This is a genomic window from Thermoactinomyces sp. CICC 10735 (assembly GCF_016055175.1).
Classification (GTDB): domain Bacteria; phylum Bacillota; class Bacilli; order Thermoactinomycetales; family Thermoactinomycetaceae; genus Thermoactinomyces; species Thermoactinomyces vulgaris.
The window spans coordinates 355,174-367,885 of record NZ_JAECVT010000004.1 but is presented as its reverse complement, the minus strand read 5'-3'; the positions used below and the strand labels follow the sequence as shown (position 1 = coordinate 367,885).

At 47.9% G+C, this 12,712-nt stretch carries 13 protein-coding genes and 3 tRNA genes; 11 read left to right on the top strand and 5 right to left on the bottom strand.

Features of this window, described 5'->3' with window-relative positions; genetic code table 11:
* Positions 1 to 2 precede the first annotated feature (2 nt).
* Positions 3 to 797 carry an HAD family hydrolase gene (locus I8U23_RS10735; RefSeq protein WP_037994216.1) on the bottom strand — a complete coding sequence of 265 codons (795 nt, stop codon included), beginning with the start codon at positions 795 to 797 and terminating at the stop codon, positions 3 to 5.
* A 222-nt stretch (positions 798 to 1,019) separates the two neighbouring features.
* Positions 1,020 to 3,155, bottom strand: a complete 2,136-nt coding sequence (recQ, locus tag I8U23_RS10730) for a DNA helicase RecQ (RefSeq protein WP_049719691.1) — start codon at positions 3,153 to 3,155, stop codon at positions 1,020 to 1,022.
* Positions 3,156 to 3,334: 179 nt separating this feature from the next.
* On the opposite strand from recQ, the gene lplA reads away from it, so the two are divergent.
* Positions 3,335 to 4,324, top strand: coding sequence for a lipoate--protein ligase (gene lplA / locus I8U23_RS10725; protein ID WP_037994303.1), 990 nt, complete (start codon positions 3,335 to 3,337; stop codon positions 4,322 to 4,324).
* 53 nt (positions 4,325 to 4,377) lie between these two features.
* Here lplA and I8U23_RS10720 read toward each other — a convergent pair whose 3' ends face one another.
* Positions 4,378 to 4,593: a hypothetical protein gene (locus tag I8U23_RS10720; protein WP_037994218.1), complete on the bottom strand. Its 216-nt coding sequence runs from the start codon at positions 4,591 to 4,593 to the stop codon at positions 4,378 to 4,380.
* Between the two features lie 253 nt (positions 4,594 to 4,846).
* Here I8U23_RS10720 and I8U23_RS10715 point away from each other — a divergent pair, with 253 nt between their 5' ends.
* From I8U23_RS10715 to I8U23_RS10675, 9 genes are all read left to right on the top strand, one after another.
* Complete coding sequence (locus tag I8U23_RS10715) at positions 4,847 to 5,452, top strand: TetR/AcrR family transcriptional regulator (RefSeq protein ID WP_037994219.1); 606 nt, start codon at positions 4,847 to 4,849, stop codon at positions 5,450 to 5,452.
* A 144-nt stretch (positions 5,453 to 5,596) separates the two neighbouring features.
* A complete protein-coding gene (locus tag I8U23_RS10710; protein ID WP_037994221.1) occupies positions 5,597 to 5,989 on the top strand; it encodes a thioesterase family protein in 393 nt (130 codons plus the stop codon).
* A gap of 233 nt (positions 5,990 to 6,222) precedes the next feature.
* Complete coding sequence (locus tag I8U23_RS10705) at positions 6,223 to 7,299, top strand: WD40/YVTN/BNR-like repeat-containing protein (RefSeq protein ID WP_198051040.1); 1,077 nt, start codon at positions 6,223 to 6,225, stop codon at positions 7,297 to 7,299.
* 101 nt (positions 7,300 to 7,400) lie between these two features.
* Positions 7,401 to 7,604, top strand: a complete 204-nt coding sequence (locus tag I8U23_RS10700; RefSeq protein WP_138615126.1) for a hypothetical protein — start codon at positions 7,401 to 7,403, stop codon at positions 7,602 to 7,604.
* 116 nt (positions 7,605 to 7,720) lie between these two features.
* Complete coding sequence (locus tag I8U23_RS10695; RefSeq protein WP_037994224.1) at positions 7,721 to 8,263, top strand: hypothetical protein; 543 nt, start codon at positions 7,721 to 7,723, stop codon at positions 8,261 to 8,263.
* A 232-nt stretch (positions 8,264 to 8,495) separates the two neighbouring features.
* A tRNA-Leu gene (locus tag I8U23_RS10690) sits at positions 8,496 to 8,581 on the top strand.
* 223 nt (positions 8,582 to 8,804) lie between these two features.
* Positions 8,805 to 9,014, top strand: a complete 210-nt coding sequence (locus I8U23_RS10685) for a phage holin (RefSeq protein ID WP_037994225.1) — start codon at positions 8,805 to 8,807, stop codon at positions 9,012 to 9,014.
* Between the two features lie 175 nt (positions 9,015 to 9,189).
* A tRNA-Pro gene (locus tag I8U23_RS10680) sits at positions 9,190 to 9,266 on the top strand.
* 5 nt (positions 9,267 to 9,271) lie between these two features.
* A tRNA-Pro gene (locus I8U23_RS10675) sits at positions 9,272 to 9,348 on the top strand.
* A gap of 80 nt (positions 9,349 to 9,428) precedes the next feature.
* Here I8U23_RS10675 and I8U23_RS10670 read toward each other — a convergent pair.
* Positions 9,429 to 10,049, bottom strand: coding sequence for a TetR/AcrR family transcriptional regulator (locus I8U23_RS10670; protein ID WP_037994228.1), 621 nt, complete (start codon positions 10,047 to 10,049; stop codon positions 9,429 to 9,431).
* 199 nt (positions 10,050 to 10,248) lie between these two features.
* On the opposite strand from I8U23_RS10670, the gene I8U23_RS10665 reads away from it, so the two are divergent.
* Positions 10,249 to 11,796, top strand: coding sequence for an FAD-dependent monooxygenase (locus I8U23_RS10665; protein ID WP_198051039.1), 1,548 nt, complete (start codon positions 10,249 to 10,251; stop codon positions 11,794 to 11,796).
* Positions 11,797 to 11,854: 58 nt separating this feature from the next.
* Here I8U23_RS10665 and I8U23_RS10660 read toward each other — a convergent pair whose 3' ends face one another.
* Positions 11,855 to 12,691, bottom strand: coding sequence for an HAD family hydrolase (locus I8U23_RS10660; RefSeq protein ID WP_037994230.1), 837 nt, complete (start codon positions 12,689 to 12,691; stop codon positions 11,855 to 11,857).
* Positions 12,692 to 12,712: the final 21 nt, after the last annotated feature.

The following is a 12,712-nucleotide window of genomic DNA, read 5'->3' as shown; positions in this document are numbered from 1 at the left end:
TCTTATGAAGACTGGTTATATTGAAGAACCCATTCGCAGGCTTCGCGGACGGAAGAAACGACCCGGCCGGCTTTTTGTTTTACTTCTTCCGGGGCATGGCGCATGGCAAAGCTGTGGGGAGTCCATTCCAGCATGGAAACATCGTTAAACGAATCCCCGACGGTTGCGATTTCCTCCGGTTTCAGGCCGAGTTCATCCGCCAGTTTTTCCAGCGCATTCCCCTTGGAAATGCCGGTCGGCATGAAATCGAGGCAATCGGTGTCCGAAATAAAGGAGTCGACTTGGGAGGGGAACCGTTGGTGAATATGTTGATCCAAACGTTTTAAATCGTTCAGTTCCCCAAAGAAGCAAACCTTGCTGGGAAACAGTGATTTTCCGATTTCTTCATGCAATTGGGGGCGGGAATGAACAGGCATCTTCATCCTTTCTTCAATGGCCCGGGCTTTTTCCGTCTTTTCGGCGACAAACATTTCGTTTTCCTCGCTGACAAAGCAAACAAGCCCGAAAGGACGGGCCGCTTCATAGATTTGTTTGGAAATGTTTCCGGGAAAGGTGACCCTTTGCAAACATTTTCCTTCTTTGGTATAGATGAAAGCCCCGTTTTGGCTGATCCGGTGAAAACGGGCTTGAATCCGGTTCATCACCTGAACGAGTTCAAAGTCCATTCTTCCGGAAGCCAACCCGATTTCAAGGCCTGCATCCATCAGTCTGTGCAAGGCGTTTTGGTCTTCCGGATGGATTTGTTTTTCATGGTCGAACAGGGTGTTGTCCAAGTCGCTGATAAATAGTTTAATCATTGCTCTCACTCTTTCTTTTTATACTCTTTCTGGTTTTCCTGTGGGTATCATATATGATGCTTGGCTCCGGATGCAATCGTGGTGGCTTTGGATGCGGAGTGACTGGTATAAAAATACGGACGTTTGGAGGAAAAAGGTCATGATATCGGACGGGCGGTTTCCCTGAAGGAGGGAAGACAGGGAAAAAACAGCTTCATTCCACCGCAGATTCATGGAATGAAGCTATTTTTTCAAAGCTTGCAATCTTTCTCTTTTGGCAATGACCGCTTTAATGGCCATATAATCCACGGATTCCGGCAAAGCTTCTTTGATGGGGCGCAATTTTTGGGCGCCCAGTTCTTCCACTTTCTCCATGATCAATGCTTCATATTCTTTGGGAATAAAAGCATCCCAGTCGAGTTCCAAGCCTTCCAAGCCGGCGCGCAATAAGTGATCCTCGATGGTGCCGCGCGTCAGGTTGCGCTCTTTGGCGATTTCGGGAATGGTTTTGCCTTGAAGGAACATCTGATAAGTGATGAAATGGCTGGACGGTTTTCCCGTGCTTTTTTCCCGGACCGGTTTTTCCCCGTGATTTTGGACATATTCCCGGATTATTTTTAAAAAATGAGCCCCGTATTTTTGAAATTTCATTTCCCCGACCCCGGAGATCGCTTGCATCTCCTCTTCCGTGACGGGCAAGCGGCGGCACATCTCTTTTAAAGTGCTGTCCGGAAAGATCATGTACGGCGGAAGTTTTTCGGTTTCGGACAACTGTTTGCGCAAGGATACCAGCTCATCCAAGAGGCGGTGGGTTTTGGTTTCGGGGGTTTTGAGCCATTTTTCGGTCTCTTTGTGCAGATAAACCGGTTCTTTTCCTTTCAGCACCGCGACTGCTTTCGGGGTCAGGCGGACCAGCGGATAAGGGCGCCCTTCGTAGACCAGGGAGAGATAACCATCAGAGGCCAAAAGTTGGCACAACCGCTGGATTTCTTTCTCCGTGTACTCCCTCATGGTCCCGTATGTAGAAATCCGGTCCAGCTTCCATTCCTTCAGCCGCTTGTTTTTGGAACCCCTGAGGACTTTTGCGATGATGGTGAGTCCGTACTGTTCGTTCAACCGTTTGATGCAGGAGAAGATTTTTTGTGCTTCAATTGTATAATTGACCAAATCCCCCATTTTTTTGCGACAGTTTCCGCATGTTCCGCATGGTTGCATGATGTCGGCCCCGAAGTACCGGACGATTTCCTCTTGAAAACACCGTTGGGTATGGCAATAATTGACCAGCTTTTGCAACTTGCTGAATTCCAACGTTTTTCTTTCCGGGGAAAGATCGGAATGCCGGATCAGGTAACGTTGCATCGGGATGTCTTGCGGCGAAAACAATAAAATGCATTCGCTTTTTTCCCCGTCCCGGCCGGCTCGTCCCGCCTCCTGGTAATAACATTCCAGATTGCGGGGCAATTGATAATGAATGACAAACCGGACATTGGATTTATCGATGCCCATGCCAAAGGCATTCGTGGCGACAATGGTTTGCACCCGGTCATATGAAAATTGCTCCTGTGCTTTTTCTCTTTCTTCATCGGTCAGCCCGGCATGGTACTTGGCTGCGGAAAAGCCGGATTGCACCAGTGCTTCATAGACATGATCGGTATCTTTGCGGGTGGCACAATAAATGATCCCGTTTTGGCGGGGATGGTCTTTTAAATATTGCTTGATGTAATCCAGCCTGTTTTCTTCGTGTATGACTTGAAAGGACAAATTCGGCCGTTCCAACCGGGTGGAATAGATCCGCGACGGATCGATTTGCAAAAGCCGGGAAATATCTTCTTTCACATCCGGCGTCGCGGTGGCGGTTAAAGCGGCAATGAGCGGCCGGCGGGGCAGGGATAAAAGTTGTTTGGCCATGGACCGGTAGCTGGGCCGGAAATCGTGTCCCCACTGGGAAATGCAGTGGGCTTCATCAATGGTGACCAGATAAACCGGAAGGGTGGAGAAAATTTCTTGAAAGGCCAGGGATTCCAAGCGTTCCGGAGCGATGTAGAGCAGTTTGTAAACCCCTTCTCTCAGCTTTTTCATGCGCCGCTTGATTTCGGCATGCGGAAGCGAACTGTTGATGTAGGTGGCCGAAATGTTGTGCTGGCGCAAACGGTCCACTTGATCTTTCATCAATGAGATCAACGGAGAGATCACCAACGTGATCCCGGGAAACATAAGAGCCGGGATCTGATAACAAATGGATTTTCCGCCTCCGGTCGGCATGATCCCCATGGTATGGTGGCCGGATAAGATGCTTTCGATGATTTTCTTTTGTCCGCTTCGAAATGAAGAGTAACCAAAGTATTTTTGCAACAACAATTCCGCTTGTTCCATCGACATGACGGATCCCCCTGCTCGCTCTTCTCTCTGTTCTCTTTAATAAAGGTATAATAAAACCGGGATTTGCTCAAATTCGCCCAAACGTGATTTTGTCCCGGGAAACGGGTACAATGGTCAATGGAAACAGAGGAGCCCGGATCCATCACGGAATGTCCGGGCAAAGACGGGAGGAATCTATCATGTTATTCATAGATAACCAAAATATGACCGATCCGCGCATGAACCTGGCGATTGAGGAATATGCGCTGAAACATTTGGATATTGATGAGACCTATTTGCTTTTTTATATCAATGAACCCTCCATCATTATCGGAAAGCACCAAAACACAGTGGAGGAAATCCATGTGGATTATGTCAGGGAAAACGGAATCCATGTGGTCCGCCGCTTATCCGGGGGAGGCGCCGTATACCACGATTTGGGCAATCTCAATTTCAGCTTTATCACGAAAGATGACGGAAAAAGCTTCGCCAATTTCCGGAAGTTTACGGAGCCGGTGATCGAGGCGCTGAGATCGCTGGGGATTGATGCGGAATTAAGCGGACGGAATGATATTTTGGCAAACGGGAAGAAAATATCGGGAAACGCCCAGTTTTCAACCAACGGGCGGATGTTCAGCCACGGAACGCTGATGTTTGACGTCAATGTTGATCACGTCACCAAGGCATTGCAAGTGAAAAAGGAAAAGATCGAGTCCAAAGGCATCAAATCGATCCGCAGCCGGGTGGGCAATATCGTTGACTTTTTGAAAGAGCCTATGACCATTTTGGAGTTTCGCCAATTGTTGTTGGAACATATCTTTAAGGGGCAAAAACCGATTCCCGAGTATGTATTGTCCGAGAAAGACTGGGAAAAAATCCGGGAAATCTCCGAATCGCGCTATCAAAAATGGGAATGGAATTTCGGCGAGTCGCCGGCATTTAATGTCAAACACAGCCGCCGTTTTCCGGTCGGAAGCATCGACGTGCGGTTGAATGTGCAAAAAGGAATCATCCGGTCCTGCAAGATCTACGGCGATTTCTTTGGAATCGGCGATGTGAAAGACATTGAAGACCGCTTGACGGGAATCCGGTATGAACGGGATGAAATTGAAAAATCCTTGGACGGCCTGGATATCAAGCACTATTTCGGAGCCGTTTCCAAAGATGATTTCATTGACCTCATTTACTGAACCCGGTTGAAAGCAAGACGGAGGAAAGGGGTTCCTTTCTTCCGTTTTTTGCTCTATTTTTCCACGGTTTCTTTTTCTTCTTCCTCAGTTTCCAACTGGCGCCAGTGTTCCAATGTTTTTTTGACAATTTTTTGCACCACGGCCGCCGGATCGGTTTGGTGATCGCGTGCGATGGCTTCCAACTGCTCGATCTCCTCCAAGGTTAACCAGAAATGAAAGGACATAAAGGCATCTTCGCTTGCAGGATGAGATCTCTTTTTAAATAACACGAATGAGCCCCCTTCTTCCCCGCTTCAAAAATTTGGGATATCTTTTTTATCTAAAACTTAGATAAAAATGGACAAAATCCTTTTTCAGGAAAGGGCCATTTTTGGTTGACGGGGCAGCCGGTGTATGACTGGTTCACTTGCCAGAGCCCAAACAAGAATAACACTCTCTGAAATAAATGGATTCTTGACAAATGTCTGAAATTTCTATTATCATGGAAGCGAACAAGCGCTTGTTTCGCAGGAGAGATGAAACATGACAAGGCAGGAACGCAAGGAACAAATTTTGAGCACGGCTTGCCGGCTTTTCAGCCAAAAAGGATATCACGGGACAACGATTCGGGATATTTCGGAAGCATGCGGGATTTTATCCGGCAGTTTATATGCGCATATCCGCACAAAAGAAGATTTGTTATATGAGATTACAAACAGAGGCGCTGAAGCTTTTTTAAATTCCCTTCGCCCCATTGTCGAGAACGATGCACCGGCAGTGGATAAGTTAAGACAAGCGGTCATCGCCCATATCAAGGTGGTGGAAGCCAACCTGGAAGCGGCAACCGTTTATTTTCATGAGTGGAAGGGATTGTCCAAGGAAAGGTTTTGTGAAATCCAGGAAAAACGGGACCGGTATGAGAAAATGTGGGCCCGGCTTGTGTCCCAAGGGATCCGGGAGGGGGAATTCCGGCAGGTGGATGAAAAATTTGTCCGGTTACTCCTCTTATCCGTGGGAAATTGGCTTTATCAGTGGTACCGTCCCGAAGGAGAGTTGCCGCCGGAGGAGATCGCCGACCGGTTTATGGATTTGTTTCTGGACGGATTGGCAAACCGGAAACAAGGGGAAATGCCGGGGCCGATGTCTTGACGGAATGGATCTGCCGGAAAAGATGACGGGAGTGGTACCCAAACGGGACTGGGGAAGAAGGAAATATTTTCATTCAGGAAAGAAGCGAGAAAAAAGGGATGGATTTTGGCAGAAATCGGGTTCCATTCTGAAGGGGGTTGTTTCATGAAACCGGGTCTTCATCAAGGATACCAGGAAAAAATGTCCGTGACGGTCACCGGGGAGATGGTTGCTTCGTTTGACGGCAAGATGATTCATCCGGTCTTGTCCACCGTGTCCATGGTCTATTATATGGAATGGGTCGGAAGGAAAGTCATCGAGCCGTTTTTGGAAGAAGGGGAAGAAGGAATCGGTGCTTCCATCAATGTCCGCCACCGCTCGCCGGCCCCGGTCGGGAAAACCGTCACGTTTGTGGCCACGGTCAAGGAATGGACTCCGCAAAAAGTGGTGTGTGATGTGATTGCCGAACATGACCAGGCGCTGGTGGGAGAGGCCGAGTTCGTTCAAGTGATCTGGCCGAAAGAAAAGCTTCAGGCGCATATTGAGCGAATGAAATAAATTTGGAAAAAGGTGAACTGAAATGTCGTCTGGTTTGCGAATAAATAATTAAGGGGGCTTACGTTTATTCTATAGACGCTGTGAAAAATCTTTGAATCAGAAGGTGGTACCTTGAAAAGCTTGCCGACATGTTTGACGGGTTGGCAAGCTTTTATTTTTTTTAATGACCGGGAAAAGAAAAAATGGATCCATCGGGTTTGATCCATAAAACAAGTGTGTGGAGGGATCATTGAATGAAGCGACTTTTGCTGGGGATGGAACGGGAATTATTGGTGGCTGACCTGGATGATGGGGAAAGTGCCGGGACAACTTCCCGTCTCAAAGGCATGCAACCCACTTGCATTGCTCAAGATCCGTTCCGGCCGGAACGGTTGTACTGCGGGATCTTCGGCCGTGGCTTGTGGTGTTCGGACGATTTTGGCGATTCATGGTACCCTGTCGGGGATGGATGTGATTATTTTGAGCCGTTAAAAGAAAAAGGAATTCTTTATGAAAAAATCACTGCCGTGGCGGTGAGCCTGCATCAAAAAGGGAATGGTTACGGGGTGGTATATGTCGGAACGGAACCGAGTGCGCTTTTTTCATCGGAAGACGGAGGCCAAACCTGGCGGGAACATAAAGAGATGAAATTCGTGCCTTCGCATCGGACCTGGAGTTTCCCTCCCCGGCCGCACACGCATCATGTCCGGTGGATTACGCCGGATCCGGAGCAATCGGAACGGATTTATGTTTCGATCGAGTTTGGCGCTGTGCTGCGTAGTCTGGACGGGGGAAAAACCTGGGAAGACAAAAAATTTCAAGGTCCCCTGGACGCTCATACCCTGTTGGTGCATCCCAGTCAACCGGATCGTTTGTATGCGGCATGCGGCGACGGATTGTTCCGTGAAGGTTGCGGCTACATGGAAAGCCGTGACGGGGGCCAATCTTGGATTCCTTTGGGCCAGGGTCTGAAACATCCTTATTTATACGGGTTGGCGGTCGATGTCAAAAACCCGGATTGGGTGCTTGTCTCTGCCTCCATTCATCCGAATAACGCTCACCACGCCAGAATGGAACAGGCTTCATCCACCATTTATCGAAAAGAAGGGGATCGATGGATGGAATCGGTTGACGGCTTGCCGGGGCCGGAAGGAATGCTGATTTCTGCATTGGCAAACGACCCGTCGGAATCCGGGGTTTTTTACGCGTTGAACAATCTGGGGCTTTTCCGGTCTGCTGATGCCGGAAAGACATGGAAGAAAATCAAGCTCGGGTGGAAAGAGGAATACCGGTCTCAACATCCGCATACCCTGTTGGTCATTGATTGTTAATCCGGATCGGAAAAACATGAGCAGGCCTTTCAGGTGCCTGCTCATGTGAGGCAAAAATGGATAAGGATTTTTTGCCGGCGTAACACGAATGGTTGTGCTTGATGCCAAGCGAAGTGCGTAAGACGAGGATATTAGGTATCGGGTCTGTTACAGGATACGGTTCCATTAATGGGTATAAAAATGTTTCAATACAAAATATTAATGTATTGGGGATACGCGATGCAGCCGAACGGGTACAAGCCGTGCGAGGATTGCTGGAAACAGCCAAAGAAGTGTATGATCACGTGAGTAATTTTCTTTCATGAATTCATACATAAAAAATATAACTAAAACACGCACTGCATTTTAAATGTTGCGACTATCAAATGCTGCGCAAAGATGAGATAGTCGAGAGAAATCAAACTAACCGGAGGGATCGCTCATGGAATGGATGCCGACTGAAAGTTTTCTTGCGGGAATCAAGCCGTCTAGCTATGAATGCTTGGCCCAATTGCCACCAGATGCTTTGAAAAAACTCGAAAAGTTCCCGCGTTTTTCCGTTTATCCCGGCTATGACATTTTCTTTCGGGATGAGCCGGAGCGTGACGGGTTTGCCAAAGCAGTCGAAAACCTTTCCCGCGACAGCACAGAGTTTCATCGCCTGTTGGGTCTTGCGCTGGGGTTTCCTCCGCGGGCTGTTGATTTTTACGTAAAGAGGATAAGCGGAGAACTGAATCGGGAACAATTTTATGAGCAAAAGGTCGGCTTGTATCATGCCGGTGTTTGGTGCGCAGGGCATAAACGCGATATCGTCGAAAACATGGGCTGGTTGTGGGAACGGTATCCATATCACGATCAGTCAAAAGTTGCCACTTACCACAATAACGATCGCCAAGCATATCCGGTCCAATACGGCGATTATGAAACTTTGCACCGCCTTGCGGAAAGGTTGAATAAAGCGTCTGACCCGGTGGATGGAACGTAATGGGTCAATCTTGCCAAAAAATATATTTTTAATATTGCGTAAATAAAGAGTGCGGGTTGGAAATGGATCGGAAGGGTGGGCCGAAATCCGCTTTTTATCCGGGGTTTTCGGGGGTATAGGATCTTCGGTTGATGTCCGGCAATCTCTAAAAATTTTATTTGACATTCGAGAATAAAGCGTATATAATAAAAATCGTTCCAAGCGAGATTGAAATTTTTTAACCGCCTGTCATGCCGAAGTGGCGGAATTGGCAGACGCGCACGACTCAAAATCGTGTTCCTTTATGGAGTGTGGGTTCGACTCCCACCTTCGGCACCAAAGCGAAACGGTTTCCTGATGAAGGAAACCGTTTTTTTATTGTTTGATGCTCCGGGATGAAAGGAGATTGGATGGGCCCGGAGGAATTTCGGCGGATCTTGGACGGACGTCTTTTTTTACCGAATGGGTATTGATCAGAAAATGTTTTTCTTTTCCCTGCATATGATGATGCTGGAGCTGGCTTTTCAGCCGGCTTACATTCAGGGAATGGGGGCGAATCGGGATGAATTGGATGACTCGGTTTCGCAACTATGGTTTCTGGTTATCATTGTTGGCATTTGTTGCCGGAGGTCTTCGGTATGCCGGTTTTGACCTGGGGATCACTGAGGGAAATGCGATTGTGGATCTGATTATCGCCATTCTGGTAGCGCTCGGGATTATTAATGATCCCACCACGGAAAGCAAATGGTACAAAGATGATTCCAAATCATAATGGAAAGGATTTTTTGAGACGTTCACACGGATGCTTCCGTGAACGTCTTTTTGCATTTTGAAGACAGCCTTTCCGGCTTCAAGGCAGAAAGAATTGATGATTGACATTGGAAAGGATGGCATGTTAAAATGGGACTCGTCGTTTGAAAATTGAGGCCCTGAAATAACCGAATTGTCGGGATGTGGCTCAGCTTGGCAGAGCACCTGGTTTGGGACCAGGGGGTCGCAGGTTCGAATCCTGTCATCCCGACCAGTTAGCGGGACGTGGCTCAGCTTGGTAGAGCACCTGGTTTGGGACCAGGGGGTCGCAGGTTCGAATCCTGTCGTCCCGACCAACGATATCTGGACGGATTCATGGTATGTGCGCAGGTCTTGAGAAAAGGCCTGCGCTTTTTATTTATTTGCAAAGGGAAGGTCAAGCTTTTTTCAAACCGGCGGCAAAGAATGGTCCGTTCACAGTGATGGTGGATAGGATACGCGCCATTTCCTCGGGGGATTCTTTTCTTCCGCTGTTTAACCACTGCTGAACCACTCCGATATGGGCGGAAGCAATATAAGAAATCAGGTAATGTCCCGGAACCAGCAAATTTTCTTCTTTCAATATGGAGTTTGGATTGTTTTTGATGAGTGCATTCCACATGAATTCTTTCAATCGGTTTTGAAAAGTCAAGTCTCCTTTGGGGCCCAACAATGTTTTCATAAACCGGTGATTTTGATTGATATATCCCAATATGGAAACAATCGTGCTCACCGGTTTTAAAGTGGGGGACGAGTCATTGATTTCAGAAAGGGCATTCGGCAGATTCCGTTTGACGATTTCTGCCATCTCCGTCAGGATCTCTTCCTGATATTTGTCCATGAGATCAAACTTGTCCTGATAGTGCGCATAAAAGGTTCCCCGGTTGATCCCGGCTCTCGTGGTGATGTCTTTTACGGTGATCGCGTCAAAGCCTTTTTCCTCCATCAATTCCACGAATGCTTCTTTAATCGTTTTCCGCGTTCGAAGGACACGCAGATCCGTTTGATTTTTTCGCATCGGGCTCCTCCTTCCCTTTTTGGACGACACTGCATCCGGAAGTGTTCCATAACCGACAGATTCCGCCGTTTTGATCATTGTTGCGGATGAAATCCAAAAATTATAATGAAAATGAACAACCTGTTGTTTATTATACAGGAAGTAAAAATCGGCGTGAAAAATGGTATGGTTCACTTTAAAGCGGAAAGAAGGGAAAGGAATGAAACCCCAAGTACTCATTGTCGGTGCCGGCCCCACCGGCTTGGCGCTGGCCATTTCGCTTCAAAAACAAGGGATTCCTTTTCGGATCATTGATCAAAATCAGGGGCCCGGCACACTTTCCAGAGCCATGGCGGTTCATGCCAGAACCTTGGAGCTATACAGCCAGTTCGGTTTGGCGGACCGGTTGATCGAGGCCGGCATCAAAGTGGCCGAATTACAAATTTTTAAAGATGCGGAATCGGTATCCAAAGTGGAATTGGGCGAAAAAATGGCGGAAAACATCAGCCCTTATCCTTATCTGTTAAGTCTGGCCCAAGATGAGCATGAAGCCATATTAATCGAATATTTAAATGCCAAAGGTGTTGGGGTCGAGTGGGAAACCGGACTGTTGGATTTAAAGGAAACGGATGGCAGGGTTCATGTCATAATTCAAAGGCAGGGAATGAAAGAGGAACCATCTTATGATTATGTGTGCGGGTGTGACGGAGCGCACAGCACGGTTCGAAAAGCGTTGGGGCTCGGCTTTCCGGGCGGAACCTATGAGCAAGTCTTTTTTGTGGCGGATGTCAAAACCAAAAATCCTTTGCAAGGGATGGGAGCCGGATTTTCAGAAAGAGAATTTTGCCTGGCTGTCAATCTCCGCGACAAGGAGCATGCCCGGTTTATCGGGCTGATTCCGAAAGAAGTTTTAAGCCGGGGCATTCCGGAGGACTTGACGCCGCTGATTCCCTTGATTGAAAAAATCTTACCGGTGAAAATTGAAGAAGTCAACTGGTACTCTTCGTACAAAGTCCATCACCGAGTCAGTGAAAAGTTTCGCGTCGGCCGGGTTTTTTTAGCCGGCGATGCGGGGCATATTCACAGTCCGGCAGGGGGACAAGGCATGAATACCGGCATCGGGGATGCGATGAATCTGGGTTGGAAGATTGCCGCGGTTTTGCAAAAGAAAGCGGATGAACGAATATTGGATTCATATGAACAGGAGCGGTTGAGCTTTGCCAAAACATTGGTCGCCACCACGGACCGGTTCTTTAAAGGAGTGATTCGGGTGATGGAAGGAAAAGGACTGTCTTCCTCCTTTTATAAAGAAGTGTTTATTCCTCGTCTCCTTCCCAAACTGGTCAAACTTCCGGGAGCAAAAGAAAAGTTCTTTAAAACTGTCTCACAAACACAAGTCAATTATCGGGGCAGTTTGCTCAGCGCCGGAAAAACCGGAGCGATCCAAGGGGGCGACCGTTTGCCGTGGGTGCAAACCGGTGGCGGGGAAAACTATAAACCATTGCAATCGGTGGATTGGCAACTTCATCTTTATGGCGAAACCACCCCGTCCCTGCGAAAGTTTGCAGATAAAAACGCTATGGTTTTGCATGAAGTGAAATGGACGCCGGACATGGGCAAATCAGGAATTCAGAAAAACTCGGTTTTTCTGGTGAGGCCGGACGGCTATATCGCTGTGGCCGGTACCCCTCAAGAGGTTGACAAAATGCAGGCTTTTCTGGATGAATACCGCATTGTCCCGTTTGGGAACGAACCGTTTCCGTGTTAAAAATCATGTTCAAAAGAAAGACGACAGGAAGTCCGATCCGTCCCTGTCGTCCTTTTTTCTATAACGATGCTTTGGCTTTGTGGGGAAGCAAATGGTGTTGGATGAAATGTTTAACCCCGTCTTGGTGATGTGGCGGCACATGCACCGCGGCTTGTTGCAACACGAGCGGATGGGCGTTGGCCACTGCGGCCGGCAAGCCGACGATTTCCAGCATGGACAAGTCATTCAAGTGGTCTCCGATGGCCGCGGCTTGGCCGGCCTGAAGATGAATGCTTTCCAACAGTTGCAACACGGCATTTCCTTTTGAGATTCCGGAAGGCAGGATTTCAAAGTATTCATCCGAAGACAAGATGCAATCTAACGGAAATGCGTCCGACCGTTGCTTGGACCAATCGAGCATGGCCTTCATCTCTTCCTTTTCGGCGATTGCCACCACTTTCAAATAAGGAATGTCCGGCAATTTATCAAAAGAAGAGATGATTTCGGGTTCAAATCCTTCGTCGATGCTGGCTTGGGTCACATACCCGATATTGGTTCCGTAAACCCGGTCCAACCCGTAGACAAAAATGTCCACTTGGGGAGGAATGGTTTTCTTCCATTCCTTCACCAGTTGGAGAATCATTTGGCGCTCAAAGGTTTTGACCGGAATTTGTTTGTTGGAAACCGGATCGTACATGGCGGCGCCGTTGCACAAAATGACAGGAACCTGAATCTCCAATTCTCCAATAAACCGTTTGGCTTCCATATACGTTCTTCCGGTGGCGAGGGTGAAAACGCCTCCTGATTTCCGGAAGGATGCGATGGCATTTTTATTGGCTTCGGAAATTTGTCTTTTATCGTCAAGCAGGGTGCCGTCAATATCTGAGACAAAGAAAGGATAAGGTAACAGTTCCAATGATTTTCAACTCCTTTGCTA

Coding starts and splice junctions, on each gene's coding strand:
- I8U23_RS10695 (WP_037994224.1), top strand. CDS start 7,721: ATGGAATGGATGCCGACTGAAAGTTTTCTTGCGGGAATCAAGCCGTCT.
- I8U23_RS10735 (WP_037994216.1), bottom strand. CDS start 797: ATGATTAAACTATTTATCAGCGACTTGGACAACACCCTGTTCGACCAT.
- I8U23_RS10665 (WP_198051039.1), top strand. CDS start 10,249: ATGAAACCCCAAGTACTCATTGTCGGTGCCGGCCCCACCGGCTTGGCG.
- lplA (WP_037994303.1), top strand. CDS start 3,335: ATGTTATTCATAGATAACCAAAATATGACCGATCCGCGCATGAACCTG.
- I8U23_RS10710 (WP_037994221.1), top strand. CDS start 5,597: ATGAAACCGGGTCTTCATCAAGGATACCAGGAAAAAATGTCCGTGACG.
- recQ (WP_049719691.1), bottom strand. CDS start 3,155: ATGTCGATGGAACAAGCGGAATTGTTGTTGCAAAAATACTTTGGTTAC.
- I8U23_RS10715 (WP_037994219.1), top strand. CDS start 4,847: ATGACAAGGCAGGAACGCAAGGAACAAATTTTGAGCACGGCTTGCCGG.
- I8U23_RS10670 (WP_037994228.1), bottom strand. CDS start 10,049: ATGCGAAAAAATCAAACGGATCTGCGTGTCCTTCGAACGCGGAAAACG.
- I8U23_RS10685 (WP_037994225.1), top strand. CDS start 8,805: ATGAATTGGATGACTCGGTTTCGCAACTATGGTTTCTGGTTATCATTG.
- I8U23_RS10700 (WP_138615126.1), top strand. CDS start 7,401: ATGCCAAGCGAAGTGCGTAAGACGAGGATATTAGGTATCGGGTCTGTT.
- I8U23_RS10705 (WP_198051040.1), top strand. CDS start 6,223: ATGAAGCGACTTTTGCTGGGGATGGAACGGGAATTATTGGTGGCTGAC.